General features: G+C 70.3%; 19 protein-coding genes. 11 read left to right on the plus strand and 8 right to left on the minus strand.

Annotation, left to right across the window (positions count from 1 at the left end; translation table 11 throughout):
* Positions 1-7 precede the first annotated feature (7 nt).
* Positions 8-1,399 (minus strand): metallopeptidase TldD-related protein, encoded by a 1,392-nt coding sequence (locus ACFVXC_RS28520; protein ID WP_389910543.1) that lies wholly within the window; start codon positions 1,397-1,399, stop codon positions 8-10.
* Positions 1,396-2,919 (minus strand): TldD/PmbA family protein, encoded by a 1,524-nt coding sequence (locus ACFVXC_RS28525; protein ID WP_389910546.1) that lies wholly within the window; start codon positions 2,917-2,919, stop codon positions 1,396-1,398. The genes ACFVXC_RS28520 and ACFVXC_RS28525 overlap by 4 nt, the downstream gene beginning before the upstream one ends.
* 186 nt (positions 2,920-3,105) lie before the next feature.
* Between ACFVXC_RS28525 and fabG the strand changes: the two genes are divergently transcribed.
* The 3 genes from fabG to ACFVXC_RS28540 all read left to right on the plus strand — a co-directional run bounded on the left by fabG (position 3,106) and on the right by ACFVXC_RS28540 (position 5,064).
* A complete protein-coding gene (fabG, locus tag ACFVXC_RS28530; protein ID WP_389910549.1) occupies positions 3,106-3,825 on the plus strand; it encodes a 3-oxoacyl-[acyl-carrier-protein] reductase in 720 nt (239 codons plus the stop codon).
* Positions 3,826-3,830: 5 nt separating this feature from the next.
* Complete coding sequence (fabI, locus tag ACFVXC_RS28535) at positions 3,831-4,592, plus strand: enoyl-ACP reductase FabI (protein WP_389910552.1); 762 nt, start codon at positions 3,831-3,833, stop codon at positions 4,590-4,592.
* A gap of 136 nt (positions 4,593-4,728) precedes the next feature.
* Positions 4,729-5,064, plus strand: a complete 336-nt coding sequence (locus tag ACFVXC_RS28540; RefSeq protein WP_389910555.1) for a hypothetical protein — start codon at positions 4,729-4,731, stop codon at positions 5,062-5,064.
* 58 nt (positions 5,065-5,122) lie between these two features.
* On the opposite strand, the gene ACFVXC_RS28545 is transcribed toward ACFVXC_RS28540, so the two are convergent.
* Positions 5,123-5,809: a FadR/GntR family transcriptional regulator gene (locus ACFVXC_RS28545; protein WP_389910558.1), complete on the minus strand. Its 687-nt coding sequence runs from the start codon at positions 5,807-5,809 to the stop codon at positions 5,123-5,125.
* Positions 5,810-5,937: 128 nt separating this feature from the next.
* Here ACFVXC_RS28545 and ACFVXC_RS28550 point away from each other — a divergent pair, with 128 nt between their 5' ends.
* The 4 genes from ACFVXC_RS28550 (at position 5,938) to ACFVXC_RS28565 (ending at position 8,445) form a co-directional block, all read left to right on the plus strand.
* On the plus strand, positions 5,938-7,257 hold the full coding sequence (locus ACFVXC_RS28550) for a CynX/NimT family MFS transporter (RefSeq protein WP_389910560.1): 1,320 nt from the start codon (positions 5,938-5,940) through the stop codon (positions 7,255-7,257).
* Between the two features lie 71 nt (positions 7,258-7,328).
* Positions 7,329-7,445: an SGM_5486 family transporter-associated protein gene (locus ACFVXC_RS28555; RefSeq protein ID WP_263974370.1), complete on the plus strand. Its 117-nt coding sequence runs from the start codon at positions 7,329-7,331 to the stop codon at positions 7,443-7,445.
* A gap of 120 nt (positions 7,446-7,565) precedes the next feature.
* A complete protein-coding gene (locus ACFVXC_RS28560) occupies positions 7,566-7,838 on the plus strand; it encodes a hypothetical protein (RefSeq protein WP_389910562.1) in 273 nt (90 codons plus the stop codon).
* A gap of 88 nt (positions 7,839-7,926) precedes the next feature.
* Positions 7,927-8,445, plus strand: coding sequence for a SixA phosphatase family protein (locus tag ACFVXC_RS28565; protein WP_389910564.1), 519 nt, complete (start codon positions 7,927-7,929; stop codon positions 8,443-8,445).
* 127 nt (positions 8,446-8,572) lie between these two features.
* Here the strand turns inward: ACFVXC_RS28565 and serB are convergent, their stop codons facing one another.
* Together serB and ACFVXC_RS28575 are read right to left on the minus strand one after the other, a co-directional pair.
* Positions 8,573-9,787: a phosphoserine phosphatase SerB gene (gene serB, locus ACFVXC_RS28570; protein ID WP_389910566.1), complete on the minus strand. Its 1,215-nt coding sequence runs from the start codon at positions 9,785-9,787 to the stop codon at positions 8,573-8,575.
* Between the two features lie 359 nt (positions 9,788-10,146).
* A complete protein-coding gene (locus ACFVXC_RS28575; protein WP_389910569.1) occupies positions 10,147-11,934 on the minus strand; it encodes a streptophobe family protein in 1,788 nt (595 codons plus the stop codon).
* A gap of 263 nt (positions 11,935-12,197) precedes the next feature.
* Between ACFVXC_RS28575 and ACFVXC_RS28580 the strand changes: the two genes are divergently transcribed.
* Positions 12,198-14,798 carry an FHA domain-containing protein gene (locus tag ACFVXC_RS28580; protein ID WP_389910572.1) on the plus strand — a complete coding sequence of 867 codons (2,601 nt, stop codon included), beginning with the start codon at positions 12,198-12,200 and terminating at the stop codon, positions 14,796-14,798.
* Positions 14,799-14,920: 122 nt separating this feature from the next.
* Here the strand turns inward: ACFVXC_RS28580 and ACFVXC_RS28585 are convergent, their stop codons facing one another.
* The 3 genes from ACFVXC_RS28585 to ACFVXC_RS28595 all read right to left on the minus strand — a co-directional run bounded on the left by ACFVXC_RS28585 (position 14,921) and on the right by ACFVXC_RS28595 (position 17,752).
* Positions 14,921-15,643 carry a transglycosylase SLT domain-containing protein gene (locus ACFVXC_RS28585; RefSeq protein ID WP_389910575.1) on the minus strand — a complete coding sequence of 241 codons (723 nt, stop codon included), beginning with the start codon at positions 15,641-15,643 and terminating at the stop codon, positions 14,921-14,923.
* A 292-nt stretch (positions 15,644-15,935) separates the two neighbouring features.
* Positions 15,936-17,027: an S-adenosylmethionine:tRNA ribosyltransferase-isomerase gene (locus tag ACFVXC_RS28590; RefSeq protein WP_389910578.1), complete on the minus strand. Its 1,092-nt coding sequence runs from the start codon at positions 17,025-17,027 to the stop codon at positions 15,936-15,938.
* Entirely contained in the window at positions 17,024-17,752 is a 729-nt protein-coding gene (locus ACFVXC_RS28595; protein WP_389910581.1) for an SDR family NAD(P)-dependent oxidoreductase, read from the minus strand. Before ACFVXC_RS28595 ends, ACFVXC_RS28590 begins: the two co-directional genes overlap by 4 nt.
* 207 nt (positions 17,753-17,959) lie before the next feature.
* Here ACFVXC_RS28595 and ACFVXC_RS28600 point away from each other — a divergent pair, with 207 nt between their 5' ends.
* From ACFVXC_RS28600 to ACFVXC_RS28610, 3 genes are all read left to right on the plus strand, one after another.
* Positions 17,960-19,141 carry a GAF domain-containing sensor histidine kinase gene (locus ACFVXC_RS28600; protein ID WP_389910584.1) on the plus strand — a complete coding sequence of 394 codons (1,182 nt, stop codon included), beginning with the start codon at positions 17,960-17,962 and terminating at the stop codon, positions 19,139-19,141.
* Positions 19,134-19,796, plus strand: coding sequence for a response regulator (locus ACFVXC_RS28605; RefSeq protein ID WP_389910587.1), 663 nt, complete (start codon positions 19,134-19,136; stop codon positions 19,794-19,796). The genes ACFVXC_RS28600 and ACFVXC_RS28605 overlap by 8 nt, the downstream gene beginning before the upstream one ends.
* A gap of 171 nt (positions 19,797-19,967) precedes the next feature.
* Positions 19,968-20,213 carry a chaplin gene (locus tag ACFVXC_RS28610; RefSeq protein ID WP_389910590.1) on the plus strand — a complete coding sequence of 82 codons (246 nt, stop codon included), beginning with the start codon at positions 19,968-19,970 and terminating at the stop codon, positions 20,211-20,213.
* Positions 20,214-20,334 lie beyond the last annotated feature (121 nt).

Raw genomic sequence — 20,334 nt, forward strand, 5'->3', positions numbered from 1 at the left:
ATGGGCGTCACACGCCTTGGCTGACCGAGCTCATGTTGAAGTCGGGGATGCGCAGGGCGGGCATCGCGGCCCTGGTGAACCAGTCGCCCCACTCCCGGGGCAGCGTCTTTTCCGTGCGCCCGGCCTCGGCGGCTCGCCTGAGCAGGTCGACCGGCGACTCGTTGAAGCGGAAGTTGTTCACCTCGCCCACGACCTCGCCGTTCTCCACGAGGTAGACGCCGTCCCGGGTGAGCCCGGTGAGCAGCAGGGTGGCCGGGTCGACCTCGCGGATGTACCAGAGGCAGGTCAGGAGCAGCCCCCGCTCCGTGCTCGCGACCATCTCCTCCAGGGAGCGGTCGGTGCCGCCGTCCAGGATGAGGTTGTCGATGGCGGGGGCGACCGGAAGGCCGGTCAGGGACGCGCTGTGCCGGGTGCTCGTCAGATGCGCGAGCTCGCCCGCGCGCACCCAGTCGGTGGCGGCCAGCGGAAGCCCGTTGTCGAAGACGGACGAGTCACCGCCCGAGGCGTGGGCGAGCACGAACGGAGCGGACTCCAGGCCCGGCTCGTCCGGGTCGCTGCGCAGGGTCAGGGGCAGTGCGGCGAGCCGGTCGCCGATCCGGGTGCCGCCGCCCGGCCTGGAGAACACCGTCCGCCCCTCGGCCGCGTCCCGCGCGGAGGCCGACCACAGCTGGTATATCAGCAGGTCGGCGACGGCCGTCGGCGGAAGCAGCGTCTCGTACCTGCCCGCGGGCAGGTCGATGCGCCGCTGTGCCCACCCCAGACGCTTGGCGAGCTCCGCGTCGAGCGCCGCCGGGTCCACGTCCTTGAAGTCCCGGGTCGCACGCCCCGCCCACGCCGACTTCGTGCGGTCCGGGGACTTGGCGTTGAGTTCGAGTGTGCCGTTGGGCTGGTCGTGCCGCAGGCGGAGCCCCGTCGACGTCCCGAGGTAGCTGGAGACGAGTTCATGGTTCGCGAAGCCGTACAGCTCACGCCCGCCGACGCGGGCCGTGGCGAACGCCTCGCCGAGCGCGGGGGCGAAGTCCGAGAAGACCGCCGATGACGTCTCGGCGGGCGCGTCCCTGAACCCGGCGGACTCCTCGCCTCCGCTCACCAGCGGCTGCGCGTCCTCGGCGGGCCCCGCCCCGCGCGCCGCGTGCTCGGCGGCGCGGACCAGGGGCGCGAGATCGGCGGCGGTCACGGCCGAGCGCGAGATGACGCCGGACGCGGTGCCTTCCTTGCCGTCGACGGTCGCGATGACGGTGAGGGTGCGGCCCCGGGTGACGCCGTTCGTGGTCAGGGCGTTGCCCGCCCAGCGCAGGTTCGCGGTCGAGTGCTCGTCGGCGATGACGACACAGCCGTCGGCGGTGGACAGTTCGAGGGCGCGCTCGACGATCTCGTACGGCTTGCTGCTACGGCTCATCGACCCGCCTCCTGCGTCGTGTTGAGGATGTTGACGCCCCGGAAAAGGGCGGAGGGGCAGCCGTGCGAGACCGCCGCGACCTGGCCCGGCTGGGCCTTGCCGCAGTTGAAGGCGCCACCGAGCACGTACGTCTGCGGGCCGCCGACCGCTGCCATGGAGCCCCAGAAGTCGGTGGTCGTGGCCTGGTAGGCGACATCCCGGAGCTGCCCGACAAGGCGGCCGTTCCGGATGAGGTATGCCCTCTGCTGTGTGAACTGGAAGTTGTACCTCTGCATGTCGATCGACCAGGACCGGTCGCCCACCACGTAGATGCCACGGTCGACGCCCCCGATCAGGTCCTCCGTCGAGAGGCCGCCGGGGTCGGGCTGCAACGACACGTTCGCCATGCGCTGCACCGGCACATGGCCGGGGGAGTCCGCGTACGCGCAGCCGTTGGAGCGCTCGAAGCCGGTGAGCTTCGCTATGCGACGGTCCAGCTGGTAGCCGACCAGAGTGCCGTCCCTCACCAGGTCCCAGGACTGCGCGGCCACGCCCTCGTCGTCGTACCCGATGGTCGCGAGCCCGTGCTCGGCCGTCCTGTCACCCGTCACATTCATGATCGACGAGCCGTACGCGAGCTTGCCGAGCTGATCGAAGGTGGCGAACGACGTCCCCGCGTACGCCGCTTCGTAGCCCAGGGCGCGGTCGAGCTCGGTGGCGTGGCCGATGGACTCGTGGATGGTCAGCCAGAGGTTCGAGGGGTCGACGATCAGGTCGTACGAGCCCGCCTGCACGCTCGGCGCCCGCATCTTCTCGGCGAGGTGCTCGGGGATGCGGTCCAGTTCGGCGTCCCAGTCCCAGCCGGTGCCGGTGAGGTACTCCCAGCCGCGTCCGGCAGGCGGCGCGATGGTCCGCATCGAATCGAACTCGCCGCTCGTCCCGTCGACCGCGACCGCGGTGAGCTGCGGGTGCAGCCTGACCCGCTGCTGCGTGGTCACCGTCCCCGCCGTGTCCGCGTAGAACTTGTTCTCGTGCACGGTGAGCAGCGAGGCGTCGACGTGCGAGACACCGTCGGCGGCCAGGAGGCGGGAGCTCCACTCGGCGAGCAGCCCGCTCTTCTCCTCGTCCGGCACGGAGAAGGGGTCGATCTCGTACGACGACACCCAGGTCTTCTCCGCGTGCACCGGCTCGTCGGCGAGCTCCACCCGCTCGTCGGAGCCCGCCGACTTGATGACCTTCGCCGAGAGCTTCGCCATCGCCACGGCCTGGGACGCGATCTTCGCCGCCGCGTCCATCGTCAGATCGACGCCCGATGCGAACCCCCAGGTCCCGCCGTGCACGACACGGACCGCGTAGCCCAGGTCCGTGGTGTCCGACGTGCCGGACGGCTTGGCGTCCCGCAGCCGCCAGGACGCGCTGCGCACCCGCTCGAAGCGGAAGTCCGCGTGGTCCGCGCCCAGGGCACGCGCACGGGCGAGCGCGGCGTCGGCGAGAGCCCGCAGCGGCAGCGCCGTGAAGGCTTCATCGATGGAATGAGGCACGGATGTCTCCCTGCTGTCGGCACCGGTCGGTCAGAATCATGTCGCGCGCGGGGGTCCGGCGACCAGAGTTTTCTGTAGGGACCCGACAGCGAGTCCGGTACGCCACTGTCGGTGGTCGATTCTCCGTATGGAGCACCGTACCGATAGGTTTTCGAGTTAACAGACCGCTATCGAAAGGGTGATCCGTTGAGCCGCTCGGTTCTCGTCACCGGAGGAAACCGGGGCATCGGCCTCGCCATCGCCCGCGTCTTCGCCGACGCGGGCGACAAGGTCGCGATCACCTACCGCTCGGGTGAACCGCCTCAGGTCCTCACGGAACTCGGAGTCCTCGCCGTCAGGTGCGACATCACTGACACCGAGCAGGTGGAGCAGGCGTACAAGGAGATCGAGGAGAAGCACGGTCCGGTGGAGGTCCTGGTGGCGAACGCCGGGATCACCAAGGACCAGCTCCTGATGCGGATGTCCGAGGAGGACTTCACGTCCGTCCTCGACACCAACCTCACCGGCACCTTCCGGGTCGTGAAGCGCGCCAACCGCGGCATGCTGCGCGCCAAGAAGGGCCGCGTCGTACTGATCTCCTCCGTCGTCGGCCTGATGGGCGGCCCGGGGCAGGCGAACTACGCCGCCTCCAAGGCAGGCCTGGTCGGCTTCGCGCGCTCGCTCGCCCGTGAGCTCGGGTCGCGCAACCTCACGTTCAACGTCGTCGCGCCCGGTTTTGTCGACACCGACATGACCAAGGTACTCACGGACGAGCAGCGCTCGAACATCGTGAAGCAGGTGCCGCTCGGCCGTTACGCGGAGCCCGAGGAGATCGCCGCCGCGGTGCGGTTCCTCGCCTCGGACGACGCGTCGTACATCACTGGAGCCGTCATCCCCGTTGACGGCGGATTGGGCATGGGTCACTGATCACCATGAGCGGAATTCTCGAAGGCAAGAAGATCCTCGTCACCGGTGTGCTGACGGAGGCCTCCATCGCCTTCCACGCGGCCAAGGTCGCTCAGGAGCAGGGCGCCGAGGTCATCCTGACCGCTTTCCCGCGGCCCACGCTCACCGAGCGCATCGCCAAGAAGCTCCCGAAGCCTGCCAAGGTCATCGAGCTCGACGTCACCAACCAGGAGCACCTGGACCGCCTCGCGGGTGTGGTGAAGGACGAGCTCGGCGGCCTCGACGGCATCGTGCACTCCATCGGCTTCGCCCCGCAGGGCGCCTTCAACTTCCTCGAGGCGACCTTCGAGGACGTCGCGACGGCGATGCACGTCTCGGCGTTCTCCCTGAAGTCGCTCACCATGGCCTGCCGCCCGCTGTTCGAGGACGGCGCCTCGGTCGTCGGCCTCACCTTCGACGCGCAGTTCGCCTGGCCCAAGTACGACTGGATGGGCCCGGCCAAGGCCGCCCTGGAGGCCACGAGCCGCTACCTCGCCCGCGACCTGGGCAAGGAGGACATCCGCTGCAACCTCATCTCGGCGGGTCCGCTCGGCTCCATGGCCGCCAAGTCCATCCCGGGCTTCGGCGAGCTCGCGGACGTCTGGAACACCCGGTCGCCGCTGAACTGGGACATGGCCGACCCGGAGCCCGCGGGCCGCGGCATCGTCGCGCTGCTCTCGGACTTCTTCCCGAAGACCACCGGCGAGATCATCCACGTCGACGGCGGCGTGCACATGATGGGTGCCTGACCAGGCATTCTGTACGTTCCTGACGCCCCGTCCCCCGCACTGCGCGGGAGGCGGGGCGTCACCCGTTCGGCCCACCTGTCAGGCGGGGACGGGGCAGAACCGCGCACCCTGAGGTGTGCGCCCGTCATCTCCCGCGGTGCTCGCCGCTCTCACCCTGCTGATCGCCCTGCCGTGCGGCGCCGCGTCACATGCCGTCACCGAGGCGAAGCCTCCACGCGCGCGCGTGGAGGCGGTCGAACCCCGGCCGTTCGGCTCGGAGTGCCGCACCAGTGTCACGGGCTCGGACGCGGTCGCGTCCTGCCACAACCCGTACCCCGAGACCGACCGGGTCCGGCTGCACGTGGAGTGCGAGCAGTGGTGGGACATCGACAGCGACGGCGCGCAGGTCGAGGCGGGGCCCGCCTCGACGGTGCGGCTCACCGGGCGGTGCTGGAAAGAGATCCGGTCGGTCTGGGTCAGCCACGCGAAGTGACCCCTCCGGGTCAGCCACGAGACCAGTCACGAGACCAGTCACGAGATCAGGCACGAGATCAGGCACGAGAAGTGAACAGTTCCGGGCGGCACATGAACGGGTAGGCGGCAGCCTCCTTGGCCGCCGCCTCCTCGTCGTTCTCCCGGATCGCGTCGACGAGCCGGGCATGGTCCATGTGGCTCTCGGGGGTCAGCTTCTCGCCGACGTCCTCGCGCAGCCAGTCCCGCATGACCTCGCCGAGGTCCGCGTACATCGCCGTCATCACGTCGTTGTGGGACGCGGCCACGACGGCCAGGTGGAAGGTCGCGTCGGCCGTCACGAAGGCCTCCGCGTCGCCCGACGACCAGGCTTCCTCGCGCCGCTTCAGCAGGGCGTCGAGCTGCTTGAGGTCACGCTCCGTACGGCGCTGCGCGGCCAGTTTCGCCGCGCTCGACTCCAGCGTGCTGCGCAGCTCCGCGATGTGCCGCGGCTCCGCGTCGGCGAACCTGCGCTGCATCACGCCGGCCAGTTCGCTCGTCGCGACCACATAGGTGCCTGAGCCCTGCCGGATGTCGAGCAGGCCGTTGTGCGCGAGGGCGCGGACCGCCTCCCGGACGGTGTTGCGCGCCACACCCAGCTGCTCGACCAGCTCGGGCTCGGTGGGGATGCGGGAGCCGACCGGCCACTCTCCCGACGAGATCTGGTTACGCAGCTCGGCGATGACCTGCTCGGAGAGCGCAGAGCGGTGAGGGGTGGTCAGCGGCATGACGATCCTTCGTGCGCGGTGTGACGGAAACGGAGAGGACGGGGTGACGGAAACGGAGACGACGGGGGTGACGGAAACAGAGCCAACGGATTGGACAGCCAATCATCCCATGATTCTATGATGGCCCCATGGCTAGTGAGGAAACCAGGACGATGACACCGACACCCGCACCGACGACAACACCGACACGTACCGACGCGGCGAACGGGGCGGCGGAGAAACAGCCCGCCACGCGCGCGTGGGCGACGCGGCTCGTCATCGTCGGCATCGTCCTCGCCGCCCTCAACCTCCGTCCGGGCATCACCAGCCTCGGCTCCCTCCTCGAAGAGGTACGTGACGGGCTCGGCATGAGCGGCACGCTCGCCGGTCTCCTCACCTCCGTCCCGCCGCTCTGCTTCGCGGTCTTCGGTGTGATGGCCCCTCGGCTCGCCCGCCGGTTCGGCCCCAGCGCGGTGGTCTGCGCGGGCATGGTCGCGATCGCCACGGGCCTGGCGATCCGCCCCTTCCTGGGCGGCACCGTCGGCTTCCTGGCCGCGAGCGCGCTCGCCCTCATGGGCATCGCGGTCAGCAACGTCCTGATGCCGGTGATCGTCAAGCGCTGGTTCCCCGACCGGGTCGGCTCGATGACCGGGCTCTACTCGATGGCGCTCGCGCTCGGCACGTCGTTGGCGGCGGCCATCACGGTGCCCATGACCGATGCGATGGGCGGCAGTTGGCAGACCGGGCTCGCGGTGTGGGCGTCGCTCGCCGTCGTCGCCGTCGTGCCGTGGCTGCCGCTCGTGCGGGACCGCAGTGCCGCGTCGGCCGCCCCTGAGCACATCAGCTCCACCGTGCGCCAGGAGGACGCCGACCTGCGCATCACGCGCAGCCGCACGGCCTGGGCGCTGGCCTGCTTCTTCGGGCTCCAGGCCACCGCCGCGTACATCACGATGGGCTGGATGCCGCAGATCTTCCGTGACGCGGGGGTTCCGGCGGGACAGGCCGGCGTGCTCCTCGCCGTCATCATGGCGATGGGCGTGCCGCTGGCCTTCGTCATCCCCAGGGTGGCCACACGCCTGACGAACCAGGGCCCCGTGGTGGTCGTGCTCGGCGCCTGCGGTCTCGCCGGTTACGCGGGCCTCTACCTCGCCCCTCAGGGCGGCGCATGGGTGTGGGCCCTGCTGCTCGGCGTCTCCAACTGCGCCTTCCCGCTCGCCCTCACCATGGTCGGCATGCGGGCCAAGAGCAGTGTGGGCGTCGCCAAGCTCTCGGCCTTCGCGCAGAGCACGGGCTACCTGATCTCGATTCCGGGACCGCTCCTGGTGGGCGTGCTCTACCAGCACAGCGGCGGCTGGGGGCTGCCGATCGCGCTCATGGCGGGCCTGATGGTGCCGCAGATCGTGGTGGGCATCCTGGCGGGCCGCAACCGCACGGTCGAGGACGAGGTCGCGGCGGCTTCGGCTTCCTGACCCCCACTCCCCGACCCCCACTCCCCGACCCCGGCGGAGCCCCTTCGGACAAAGGGTGCGAGACTCTCCCCATGCCAGTGCTCGACCCGAACCCCCAGAACGGCCAGAAGAAGCTGCTCCTCGTGTTGGGAGCGATGCTGGCCATCACCGTGATCATCGGGATCATCGCCTCCATCGCCTCGCCGTGAACTGACCCCGGCGGGGCCGATGGTGGGGTTAGCACCACCATCCCCTAGGGGGTCAGTGTCAGGGTCAAGTGGGTGGATCTCCGGATGTGCTGAGGGTCGCCGGATCCGTACCTTCGAGATGTGGCCGCGAAGACGCGGCACGGAGGACTCGAAGACCACGGAGGCGGCATGTCGGCCCGTTCGCACACACGGCGCGATCCGGGAGCCACCAAGGACTCCGCGAGCGTCGAGATCCAGCTTCCGTGGTGGGCGATCGCCCTCCCCGCCATCGCCTTCGCGGCCCTGCTCCTGCTGGTGCTGAACCCCGCCGACGCACATGCGGCGGGCAGCGGACAGGTGGTCACGCACGTGCTCGAGCGCATACAGGAGACGGTCTTCCGTACGACCTCGTGACCTGCCCCGGGTGGACGCCGTCACCCGTGCCGGGGGAGCAGTCCAACTCCCTGCGCCCGCTGGCGGGTTTCATGCGAAGCTGGGATGCATGAGCGTCGCAGAACCCCGCAGGATTGTCCTTTTCCGGCATGCGAAGGCCGACTGGCCCCAGGTTTCCGACCACGAGCGTCCGCTCGCGGAGCGCGGACGCAAGGATGCCCCGGTCGCCGGCCGTAAGCTGGCCGACAGCGGCATCCCTTTCGACCTGGCCCTCTGCTCGACCGCCGCCAGGACCCGCGAGACATGGAAGCTCGCCGTCCATGAGCTGCCGGACCGGCCCAAGACCGTCTACGAGGAGCGGCTGTACGAAGCCTCTCCTGGCGAGCTGATCGCCGTGCTCAACGAAACCCCGGACGACGTGCAGAACGTCGTGCTGATCGGCCACAACCCCGGAGTGCAGGGGCTCGCGGACATCCTCGCCGGTGATGCCGAGGGCGACGCCCGCACGCGGATGGATCGCCGCGGCTTTCCCACCTCGGCCTTCGCCGTCCTGACGTACTCAGGCTCGTGGAAGGCCCTGGAGCCCGGGGTCGGCACACTCGTCGACTACTGGGCACCGTCCGAGTAGGTCTTCGACGCGAGCAGGTCCTTGACGCGAGCAGGTCCTTGACGCACGTACGCCGATGGGCCCCGGTACCACTGCGGTACCGGGGCCCATCGGCGTAAGCCCTGACGAAGGAGCTGCTGGCCCGATGTCAGTCGGTGTGCGTGTCCGCCGCCTCGACCTCTTCGCGGGTGACGCCGAGGAGGTAGAGGACGGTGTCGAGGAAGGGGACGTTCACTGCGGTGTGCGCGGCCTGGCGGACGACGGGCTTGGCGTTGAAGGCGACACCGAGACCGGCCGCGTTCAGCATGTCGAGGTCGTTGGCGCCGTCGCCGATCGCGACGGTCTGTTCGAGCGGGACCCCGGCCTCCTCGGCGAACCGGCGAAGGAGCCGCGCCTTGCCCGCGCGGTCCACGATCTCGCCGGTCACCTTGCCGGTGAGCTTGCCGTCGACGATCTCCAGGGTGTTGGCCTGGGCGAAGTCGAGGCCGAGACGTTCCTGCAGATCATCGGTGACCTGGGTGAAGCCGCCCGAGACGACGCCCACTTGGTAGCCGAGGCGCTTGAGCGTGCGGATGAGGGTGCGGGCGCCGGGGGTGAGGCGGACCTCGGAGCGGACCTTGTCGACGACCGAGGCGTCGAGCCCGGCGAGGAGCCGCACGCGGGCGTGGAGCGACTGCTCGAAGTCCAGGTCGCCCCGCATCGCGGCCGCGGTCACCTCGGCGACCTCGTCCTCGCATCCTGCGTGCGCCGCGAAGAGCTCGATCACCTCGTCCTGGATGAGGGTCGAGTCGACGTCCATCACGACGAGCCGCTGCGCACGTCGGTGCAGGCCCGCCGCGACGACGGCGACGTCCACGCCGAGCTTCGCCGCCTCCAGGGCGAGGGAGGTGCGCAGCGGCTCGGTCTCCGCGCCGGAGACGGCGAACTCGACTGCGGTGACCGGGTACTTGGCGAGCCGGAAGATACGGTCGATGTTGCCGCCGGTCACGGTGATGCTGGCGGCGATGGCGGCGGTCGACTCGGCGGTGAGGGGGTGGCCGAGCACGGTGACGTGGGAACGGCCGGAGCCGCGCGGGCGGTTGTCGCCGATACCCGAGATGATCTCGGCCTGCATCTTCAGGGACTCGGCCCAACTGTGCACGGTGGACCGCAGGTCGCCCTCCAGACCGGCCGGCGGCTGGGTCACGAGCGCGCACAGCACTATGCGGCCACGGGTGACGACCTGCTCGATGTCCACGACATCGACGGAGTAGGCGGCGAGGGTGTCGAAGAGCCCTGCTGTGATTCCGGGGCGGTCCTTGCCGAAGATCTTGACGAGGAGCGTGGGGACATCGGCGGGCTGCGGTGGCTGAGGAGCGCTCATGGTGAGGCCACCGTATCCGGGTGCTCTGCGCGAGCGGCGAAGTGGTCCGCGTGCCGGACACCTTCCTGGGCCGAGCCGCGTTCTCGCCCTGAGGCCCTGAGGCCCTGAGGCCCTGAGGCCCTGAGGCCCTGAGGCCCTGAGGCCCTGAGGCCCCGGCTTCGTGCCGTCGCCGCGGCGGATCTCTCCCTCCCACCCTCCCTCCCACCCACTCCCTCCCTCACTCACCCGCCCACCCGTTACCCGGCGATGCATTGCGTCGAGTTGTCGTGTCGCCGGGTGATCGGGTGGGTGGGAGGGAGAGATCCGCCGCGAAGCGGCGGGACAGGTACCCACCACCGGCAGGCAGCCGAAGGCAACGCCTACCGGCCGCCCCGACCTCCCCCGCCGCCCCGGCCGCCCCGGCCGCCAGGCGGAGGCGGCGGCGGGGGAGGAGGAGGCGGCCAGTCACCGTCGCCCGAGGAACGGGGCCGCGGCTTCGGCTGCGGAGGCGGAGTGATCGGTCCCACCACCGTCGGCGCCCCGGAGACATCCCGCGGCGGCCGGAGGTACGGATTGGTGTCGGGATTCGAGGGCCGGAAGGGCGAGCTGGGACTGTACGGACCAGTTGCCCCGGCCTCCCCGGCCGCCCCCTCAGCGGGTGGCACCACCCCAGGCGACCCCGCGGCACCCGCACCCGCACCGGCACCCGCACCGGCACCGGCACCGGCACCCGCACCCGCACCCGCACCCGCACCCGCACCCGCAAGGGCCAACGCCGCCACCCGTCCCCCCGCGGCCCCGCTCGCCACCGCGAGCGACGCCCCCACCGCTCCCGCCCCCGCGCCCCACGCCGCGCCCAGGAGGAACGCCATCCCCAGGCGCCCGTGCAGCTCGATGCCCGCCCCGAACGCGTCGAAGCTGAGCACGGAAAGGGAGGCATCGGCGGACAACCCCGTCAGCCACACCATCAACGGAAGGCCGAGCGCCGTCACCGCACCGAGCCGCACCGCACACCGCCCCGCGAACCTCAGGGCGCCGCTCTCACCACGTGAGTAAGGAGTGCGGACGGCGGTGAGCACCCCCGCGAACAGGATCATCACCGCCGCCGCGACACCCAGGAGCCAGACCCGGCTGTCGAGCTCCGCGAGCCGCCCCAGCGTCACCGCCTCCTTCCCCGAGGAGCCCGACCCCGTCAGGAGGTCGTCCAGCGGATCCGGCAGGAGCTTCGCGAGCGCGCCCGTCGCCTCGCCGTCCCACGGCACGAAGAGCCCGATCGGCACCCCGAGCCACACCCCGTTCGGCGCCCCGAGCAGCGCAGCGCCCGCGATCCGCTTGGGATGGGCGTCGCCGATCATCGCGTACGCCGCCGCCGCGAGTCCGGCGAGCACCGCCACGAGCGCCACCGTGACAAGGGCGGACGAGGCGGGCCGCACCGCGCGGTGCACGGCGTCCCACCCGCTCGGCAGCGGCGTACGACGGGACACGAGCAGCGCGATCAGCAGGACGACGATCACCCACACCGCGCCCCCGAGCAGCGTCGGACCCGTGTCCACGGTGAAGCCGACCGAGGCCTTCGCCTTCGCGAGATCGCCGAGCCGGTCGGGCAGCAGGCCGCCGATGTCACCGAGCCCGCCGGGAAGTTTGTCCTTGATGCCGCCCGGGAGCTGGTCGAGCCCTTTGTCGATGCCCTTGCCGATCCCCAGCTTGGAGCCGTCGATCGTGATGATGTCGTGACCCGCCCATGCGAGCCCCCCGAGCATCGCCAGAAAGAGGACGACCACGGCGCCCGCGCGCGTGGCGAGCTCGGCGGGTGCGATCACAACTCCCGCCCCGCGCAGGGAGCGTAGGAAGAAATACGCAAGGAGCACCGCGCCCGCGAGCCCCACGCCCAAGGGCGCGACGTCGATCGCGGTGGTCGCCTCGGCCCCTTTGAGCCCGAACGCCGAGACATCACCGGACGGGGTGACCGAGCCACCCGCGCCGAGCGCCACCACAGCGGCGGTCATCGGCCCCAGTGACCCCACCGCGTCCGCGCCCAGCAGCTGCAGGCCGAGCGCCGCCGTGCCGGCCATGCCGACAAGAGCCCAGCTCACAGCGGCGACAGCGGAGATCAGCGCATCGCCCCACCGCACACCCCGGCCTTCGGCCCGTTTCCCGCCGGTCTTCATCAGGACCCCCCGACTCGCACCGCGTCGCCCTGTTCATACGGGATGTGCGCAATGCGCATGATCCGTATGCACTCATGGGCGGTTACTACTCTCCGGGGCGTTTTCTGCCCCGTCAACGGGGCGGCAGTGGAGGCCCGTACGCAGTCTTCACAAGGCCCGACTTTCGGTCAGAGCCCTCCGCCTGAAATAGTTCCTCCCGATGTTCGACATCCCTAGACTCCCCATATGGGGGCTAGCTCGGGGGACAACTCAGTGGGGCTGGAGTGCCGGAACTCGTACTGGAATTGAATGGAAGGACCTGGACGCTCGATCCGTCCAGGTCGTACACCCTTGGACGTGATCCGCAGGGGGATCTCGCGCTTGACGACGCCAGGGTGTCCTGGCGTCACGCCACGATCAGCTGGAGCGGCCGCAGTTGGGTCATCGAGGACCACGGCAGCACCAATGGCACCTTTGTGCAGGGCCAGCGGATCCACCAGATGGAAATCGGCCCCGGTTCGGCCGTGAACCTCGGCAACGCGACCGACGGTCCGCGCCTGAACGTGTCCGGCAGTGCCTCGGCCGCCGCCGTGTCCGCACCGCAGCAGGCCGCTCAGCAGGCACCGGCCCACCAAGCGCCGCAACACCAGGCACCACAGCACCACGCGCAGCAACAGGGCGGACCCGGCTGGGCCGCCCAGGCACCCCAACAGCAGCAGGCCCCCCAGCAGCAGCCGCAGCAGCAGGGCTGGCCGCAGCCTCAGCAGCAGGCTCATCACCAGCAGCCTCAGCAGCCTCAGCAGCCGCAGGTCCCGCAGCAGCAGGGTCCCGGTGCGGGTTCCGGCGGTGCCGCGGGGGCCCCGCCGGTCTACGGTGACCGCAGTCCGACGACGTTCCACCAGCTCTCGCTCGGCCGCAAGATGCGCATCGGCCGTGCGCTGGAGAACGAACTGGTCGTCTCCGACCTCCAGGTCTCGCGGCTGCACGCCGAGTTCACGGCCACTCCGGACGGCCGTTTCGAGATCCACGACCTCGGCTCGCACAACGGCACGTACATCAACGGCCAGCCGATCGCGAAGTCCGGCACGGCCCTCATCGGCCCGAACGACACCGTCAGCGTCGGCCACTCGACGTTCCGGCTCGTCGGCGACCGGCTCGAGGAGTTCGTCGACACCGGTGAGGTCTCCTTCTCCGCGCGCCACCTGACGGTGACGGTCGACGGCGGCAAGGACATCCTCAAGGACGTCTCCTTCGGCGTCCCGGAGAAGTCGCTCATCGCGGTCATCGGCCCCTCGGGCTCCGGAAAGTCCACCCTGCTCAAGGCGCTCACCGGTTACCGGCCCGCCAACCAGGGTGACGTCCTCTACGACAACCGGAACCTCTACAAGCAGTTCGCCGAGCTGCGCCAGCGCATCGGTCTGGTCCCGCAGGACGACATCCTGCACAAGGAACTGACCGTCAAGAAGGCCCTCAAGTACGCCGCCAAGCTGCGCTTCCCCTCGGACACCAGCGAGCAGGAGCGCCAGCAGCGCATCGACGAGGTCCTGCGCGAGCTCAAGCTGGACATCCACAAGGAGAAGAAGGTCACCTCCCTCTCCGGTGGCCAGCGCAAGCGTGTGTCGGTGGCCCTGGAGCTGCTCACCAAGCCATCGCTGATCTTCCTGGACGAGCCGACCTCGGGCCTCGACCCGGGCATGGACCGCGACGTCATGCAGCTCCTGCGTGGCCTCGCGGACGACGGCCGTACGGTCCTGGTCGTCACGCACTCGGTCGCCGAGCTGGCGATCTGCGACAAGCTCCTGGTAATGGCGCCGGGCGGCTCGGTCGCGTACTTCGGTCCGCCGGAGGAAGCGCTCAACTTCTTCGGCTACCAGACGTGGGCGGACGTCTTCTCGGCGTTCGAGAACTACCGCGACTACGACTGGGCGGGCCGCTGGAAGGGCTCGCAGCACTACCAGATGTATGCCGCCGACATCGACGCCGTGGCCGCGCAGTCGGTCCACATGCCGCCGCCGCAGGCGATCAGGCCGCCCAAGCCGCAGGGCTGGGGCTCGCAGCTGTGGACCCTCATCCGCCGCTACACCTCGGTGATCGCCTCCGACAAGGGCTTCCTCGGTCTGATGGTGATCCTGCCCGCGGTCCTCGGCATCGTCAGCGTCGTGATCCCGGCCGACTTCGGGCTCGGCCCGCCCAAGCCGCCGGCCAAGTTCAACGGCGACGCGGGCACGATCATGCTGATCCTCGCGGTCGGCATGTGCTTCTCCGGCGCGGCCAACTCCGTACGTGAGCTGATCAAGGAACGGGTCATCTACGAACGGGAACGGGCCACCGGCCTCTCCCGCTCGGCGTACCTGATGTCCAAGGTCATCGTCCTCGGCGTGATCACGGCCTTCCAGGGCGTCATCATCTGCGGCATCGGTTTCGCGACGCGCGACATGCCGGCAGAGGGCCTGATCATGCCTCCGGCCGTCGAGATCTGCCTGGTCATCATCGCCCTGGGCTTCACCTCGATGATGTTCGGCCTGGTCATCTCCTCGCTGGTGAAGACCTCCGAGAAGACCATGCCGCTCCTGGTGATGTTCGCGATCGTCCAGGTCGTCTTCACCGGCGTGCTCTTCCAGATCTACGGCTCGCCGGGCCTGGAGCAGTTCGCCTGGCTGATGCCGTCGCGCTGGGCCATCGCCGGTGCGGGCTCCACGCTGGACCTGGCGCATCTCATGCCGCCGTGGGACCCGAAGAAGCCGGGCGATCTCGACCCGCTCTGGGAGCACTCGGTCGGCCAGTGGGGGCTGAACATCACGGTCCTGCTCCTGCTCGGCATCGCCTGCGGCTTCGCGGTCGCGCGACTGCTGCGCCGCCACGAGCCGGAGGTCATGCGCAAGTAAGCGCGTCAGCCGCCGCGGGCGGACGACCCGCGGCGGACGAGAAGGGCGGCACCCCACTGGGGTGCCGCCCTTCGGCGTCTGTCGAGCCCCGGTGAAGAGGTCCGTTGATCAGGAGATCAGGCTCAGTAGGCGCTGTTCACGTTGTCCATCGAGCCGTACCGGTCGGCCGCGTAGTTGGCCGCGGCCGTGATGTTGGCGACCGGGTCGAGGATGTTCGTGGACGTGCCGTCGACGTGGTAGGCGTCGAACGTCGGCTGGATGACCTGGAGCAGGCCGACGGACGGGGTGCCGTTGATGGCGTTGATGTCCCAGCCGTTCTTGGCGTTCGGGTCGCCCGCGGACTCGCGGATGATGTTGCGGTGCAGGCCGTCGTAGGAGCCGGGGATGCCCTTGGACTTCATGATGTCCAGGGACTGGCGGATCCAGCCGTCCAGGTTGTTGGCGTAGACCGGCTTGCGCGCGGCGGCACGGCTCGCGGCTTCCTTGGCCTTGCGCTCGTCCTCGGCCTTCTTCTTGGCCGCGGCCTCCTCGTCGGCCCGCTTCTTCGCGGCGGCGTCGGCCTCGGCCTTCGCCTTCGCGGCGGCGGCGTCCTTGGCCTGCTTGTCGGCGGTGTTCCGCTGCTTGATGACACCGGCGTGGACGGCCTGCTGGGCGTCGACGTTCTGCTTGAAGGCCACCGGGGCCGCTGCGTCGAGGCTCTGCGTCTGGGTTCCGGCATCGGCGCTGCCCGGCACGAGGGAGAACGCGAGGGCAGCGGCGCCGAGCGTGGCGACACCGGCGATCGAGAACTTCTGGGTCTTGGTCAGCGCGGGGCGACTATGACCAGGGGTGCTGTGCTGGGGCATGCGGATGGACCTCTTCGAATAGCGGAGGTCGCTCTGGTCGGCGGGGACATTGCTTCTCCGACACAAACGCCGCGGTGTGAGACCGCGGCGCCGAGCGACGGATGCAATTCTTAGCGGCAGCAAAATTCTGTGGCAAAGCAGTGACGTACGAAGCCGGGTAGTGGACCAGGGGGTGCGCTGTACGGTTTGACGGCATTGCACCCCCTGCGCATAAAGGGATATCTCATCCACTAGGAGACTTCGTACGTGACGTGCGCCCTATGCGCGGGCTCACAGCGAATACGTAACAACCTCACCAACAGTTGCCGTCGCAACTCTCTACGTGAGCAAACTCCTCCGGAAGTAGGAGATGTACGTCGCCGAACTCGTGCCAGAGGTAGAGACGGCGTACCGCCTCCGTGTAACCCCGGCCGACGGCGGCCCGGCCCGCGATCGCCTCCAGCATCAGCAGATGCGAGGCCCCCGGCTCGTGCAGCCCCGTGAGCAGCCCGTCCACCGCGCGCACGCCTCGCTCCGGCGTCACCACGAGCTCCGTACGGCCCGCCGCCGCCCGGACCACCCCGTCGGACCCCGCGGCGGACTCGACGGCGCGCACAGCCGTCGTACCGACCGCGATGACCCGCCCGCCGCCCGCCCTGGCGGCATTGATCAGCCGCGCCGACGTCCCGGGCACCTCGAAGAGCTCGGGATACGGCGGCTCGTGCGCCTCGGGCGACGCCACCCCCGTGTGCAGGGTGACCGGCGCGAACTGCACACCCCGGCTCACCAGGCGCGCCACGAGGCCCGCGGTGAACGGCCGGGCCGCGCTCGGCATCTCCGCGCTGCCCGTCCCGTCGGCCGACGGCAGGGCGAACACCGTCTGGTGGGCGGAGAGCGGCTGGTCCCTCTCTGTATAGGAGTAACGGATGGGGCGCCCGTGCCTTCGCAGCAGCGAGGGCACGTCGGCCGACACCCGGGCCCACCACAACCGGCCGCTCCCCGTGGTCAGCGGCTCCTCGAAGACAAGACGTACGTCTTCGGGGAGCCGCACGACTGAATCCGCGGGCCCGCCCGCGCGCGCCCGCGTGGTGCCCCGGCCGTCCGGATCCCGCAGCTCGACGGCCCACCGTCCGTCGTCGCCCCGCGTCGAGAAATGCACCACTACGCGCGCGTGCCCCGCGATTTTGACAGTTCCGTCGACTGCGGCGGCCAGCGTCCGTGAGGTGTTCACGATCAGCACGTCACCGGCCCGCAGCAGCGCGGGCAGATCGGCGAACGCGTGGTGCGAGACATCCGTCCCGTGTGAGACGAGCAGCCGCACCGCGTCCCTGCCGAGCCCCGGGCCCCGCTGCTCGGCGGGTACGCGGGCCGCCAGCTCCTCGGGCACCCGCACGGCCAGCGTCATCGGGCGTCCAGCGGAGAGGCGGCGGACAGAGAACCGGCCGGCAGGGAAGGAACCGCGTACCGCCCGCTGGCCGGGCGCTCGTCGAGCAGCCGCAGGAAGGCGGGCACCACCGTCTCGGGCGACGGCCGCCCCGAGGCGTCGTCGTCCGGAACGGCCGCCTCGTAGAGATCGGTCCGCATGTCACCGGGGTCGACCGCCCACACCCTGATCCCCGGCTCCTCCACGGCGAGGACCGCCGACAGATGATCAAGGGCGGCCTTCGACGCTCCGTACCCTCCCCATGTCTCGTACGCCTCGACGGCCGCATCGGAGCTGACACCGACCACGGCCCCCGCCCCGGAGGCCCGCAACAAGGGCAGCGCCTCCTGGACCAGCCCCAGAGCCGCCACCACATTGGTCTCAAGCGCCTGCCGCAGCCCGTCGGGCGTGAGGTCTTCAAGACGCACGAGAGGCTCCGCGCCCAGCGCGCTCGCGTTGTTCACCAGCAGATCGAGACCGCCGAGAGCGCGCGCCGCTGCCACCAGATCCGCCCGGTGTCGGGCGTCCGTGACATCCCCGGCGACGGCCTCCACCCGCGCGCCGAGGCCCGCCAGATCCCGCGCGGACTCATCGAGCGCGGAGGCTGTCCTCGCGTCGAGCACCAGACCCCAGCCCCGCCCGGCGAGTGCCGTCGCCAGCGCACGCCCCAGTCCCTTCGAAGCCCCCGTGATGATCGCTACCGGCATGACATCCGTCCCCTCGGGCCGCCCTGGCACCCGCTTCTCCAGCGGATGACCTCACGCTACGAACGGACCCGCCCGCGGCGCCTCGTGCCCGAGCCGCAACAGCTCAGGTCCCTTGGGTCTACGTCGACGTGCCTACGTCCACGGCCCTAGGCGGTGGCCGCCACAGGTCCGATACGCGCTGTCACACCCCGCCGGTACGGTGAGGCCATGAGTCAAGGTCACCGGTCCGGCCTGAACGCGGTGAGCTCCGCGCTTCTCGCCATGAGCAGGCAGCTAGAGGTGCGCGACGTCCTCAAGACGATTGTCGCCTCCGCCCGCGAGCTGCTCGACGCCGAGTACGCGGCGCTCGGTGTCCCGGACGACCACGGCGGATTCGCCCAGTTCGTCGTCGACGGCGTCAGCGACGAACAGTGGCGCGCCATCGGTCCGCTGCCCCGTCAGCACGGCATCCTCGCCGCGATGCTGCACAAGGCCGAGCCCGAGCGCCTCGCCGACGTGCGCGAGGACCCGCGCTTCGAGGGCTGGCCGTCCGCCCACCCGGACATGTCCGACTTCCTCGGCCTGCCGATCCGGTACGGGGACGAGACGCTCGGCGCGCTCTTCCTGGCCAACAAGCTGCGATCTTCTGGGGGGCGACCCCCAGACCCCCGAACGCCCGCCAAGCCGGAAGGCGGTTGCGGCTTCACCGCCGACGACGAGGAGCTTCTCTCCATCCTCGCCCAGCACGCCGCGATCGCCCTCACGAACGCCCGGCTCTACGAACGCAGCCGTGAGCTGACCATCGCCGAGGAGCGCTCGCGCCTGGCTCATGAACTGCACGACGCCGTCAGCCAGAAGCTCTTCTCCCTGCGCCTGACGGCCCAGGCCGCGACCGCCCTGGTGGACCGCGACCCGGCGCGCGCCAAGGGCGAACTCCAGCAGGTGGCCGTGCTCGCGGCCGAGGCGGCGGACGAACTGCGCGCCGCCGTGGTGGAGTTGCGCCCCGCCGCCCTGGACGAGGACGGCCTGGTGGCCACCTTGCGCACGCACACGCAGGTCCTGGACCGGGCGCACTCCGCCGAAGTCACCTTCGAGAGCCACGCGGTGCGCGCCCTGCCCGCGGCCCAGGAGGAAGCGATGCTTCGCGTCGCCCAGGAGGCGCTGCACAATGCCCTGCGCCACTCCGGCGCGAAACGCGTCCGCGTCACCCTGGTGCGGCGCGGAGCGGGAGCCGTGCTGCGCGTCACGGACGACGGCGGCGGCTTCGACCCCCGCGCGATCCGCCGCGCGGGGCGGCACTTGGGCCTGGTCTCGATGCGGGACAGGGCCGGCGGGGTCGGCGGACGGCTGACCGTGGAATCGGAGCCCGGAAAGGGCACGACGATCGATATGGAGGTTCCCGGTGGCTGACGCTGTGTCCAATCCGAAGACGGGGATCCGGGTGCTGTTGGTCGACGACCACCAGGTGGTCCGCCGCGGTCTGCGTACGTTCCTGGAGGTGCAGGACGACATAGAGGTCGTGGGCGAGGCGTCGGACGGCGCCGAAGGGGTCGAGCAGGCCGAGAAGTTGAAACCGGACGTCGTCCTCATGGACGTCAAGATGCCGGGCATGGACGGGGTCGAGGCGCTGCGCAAGCTCCGCGAACTGGCCAACCCCGCGCGCGTGCTCATCGTCACCAGCTTCACCGAGCAGCGCACGGTCGTCCCGGCCCTGCGCGCGGGCGCCGCCGGGTATGTCTACAAGGACGTCGACCCGGATGCCCTGGCGGGCGCCATCCGCTCCGTACACGCGGGCCATGTGCTCCTTCAGCCCGAGGTGGCGGGGGCGCTGCTGTCCCAGGAGGAGACCAACGCCGGGCAGGGGAGGGGCGGTTCGCTCACCGAGCGGGAGCGCGAGGTCCTGGGGCTCATCGCCGACGGCCGCTCGAACCGCGAGATCGCGCGTGCGCTCGTGCTCTCCGAGAAGACCGTCAAGACCCACGTCTCGAACATCCTGATGAAGCTGGACCTCGCCGACCGCACCCAGGCCGCGCTGTGGGCCGTACGACATGGTGTGACCGGCTGATCAACGCTCCGGCGCACTCCGTCAACCGGCGGAGCGGATGGTTGCGTTCCGGTCTGAGATTCATACCGTCGTGTCAATGTCCCCCGTTCGGCGCAACCTGTGAGCCGCCCGGCCGTTCTCCAGTGCGTGCTGCGGCGGCTGGCCGCAGCGATCGCTTAGGAGGACCCAGAAGTGAAGAACCTGAAGAAGGCCGCTGCAGTCACGATGGTCGCGGGTGGCCTCATCGTCGCCGGTGCCGGTCTCGCCTCCGCCACGGACGGTGCGCACGCGGACGGCAAGGCCGTGAAGTCGCCGGGCGTCGGCTCGGGCAACCTCGTCCAGGCGCCGGTGCACATCCCCGTGAACGCCGTGGGCAACACCGTGTCCGTCATCGGTGCCCTCAACCCGGCCTTCGCGAACGCCGGCCTCAACACCTGACGAACACCCGAGGCGCAGCAGTGACCACCGGCTCCCGGGGCAGTTCCCAGGGGGCCGGTCGGTCGTGCCCTGAAGGGGCGCGTGCCGTATCGACATGCGGCTCCGCAGCGTGGGCGCGACA

This window comes from Streptomyces sp. NPDC058257, from assembly GCF_042881845.1.
In the GTDB taxonomy this organism is placed as follows: Bacteria; Actinomycetota; Actinomycetes; order Streptomycetales; family Streptomycetaceae; genus Streptomyces.

Excerpts from the sequence above, each read along its gene's own strand:
- ACFVXC_RS28520 (WP_389910543.1), bottom strand. The coding sequence starts at position 1,399 with ATGAGCCGTAGCAGCAAGCCGTACGAGATCGTCGAGCGCGCCCTCGAA.
- fabI (WP_389910552.1), top strand. The coding sequence starts at position 3,831 with ATGAGCGGAATTCTCGAAGGCAAGAAGATCCTCGTCACCGGTGTGCTG.
- ACFVXC_RS28545 (WP_389910558.1), bottom strand. The coding sequence starts at position 5,809 with ATGCCGCTGACCACCCCTCACCGCTCTGCGCTCTCCGAGCAGGTCATC.
- ACFVXC_RS28550 (WP_389910560.1), top strand. The coding sequence starts at position 5,938 with ATGGCTAGTGAGGAAACCAGGACGATGACACCGACACCCGCACCGACG.
- ACFVXC_RS28555 (WP_263974370.1), top strand. The coding sequence starts at position 7,329 with ATGCCAGTGCTCGACCCGAACCCCCAGAACGGCCAGAAGAAGCTGCTC.
- ACFVXC_RS28565 (WP_389910564.1), top strand. The coding sequence starts at position 7,927 with ATGAGCGTCGCAGAACCCCGCAGGATTGTCCTTTTCCGGCATGCGAAG.
- serB (WP_389910566.1), bottom strand. The coding sequence starts at position 9,787 with ATGAGCGCTCCTCAGCCACCGCAGCCCGCCGATGTCCCCACGCTCCTC.
- ACFVXC_RS28575 (WP_389910569.1), bottom strand. The coding sequence starts at position 11,934 with ATGAAGACCGGCGGGAAACGGGCCGAAGGCCGGGGTGTGCGGTGGGGC.
- ACFVXC_RS28585 (WP_389910575.1), bottom strand. The coding sequence starts at position 15,643 with ATGCCCCAGCACAGCACCCCTGGTCATAGTCGCCCCGCGCTGACCAAG.
- ACFVXC_RS28590 (WP_389910578.1), bottom strand. The coding sequence starts at position 17,027 with ATGACGCTGGCCGTGCGGGTGCCCGAGGAGCTGGCGGCCCGCGTACCC.
- ACFVXC_RS28595 (WP_389910581.1), bottom strand. The coding sequence starts at position 17,752 with ATGCCGGTAGCGATCATCACGGGGGCTTCGAAGGGACTGGGGCGTGCG.
- ACFVXC_RS28600 (WP_389910584.1), top strand. The coding sequence starts at position 17,960 with ATGAGTCAAGGTCACCGGTCCGGCCTGAACGCGGTGAGCTCCGCGCTT.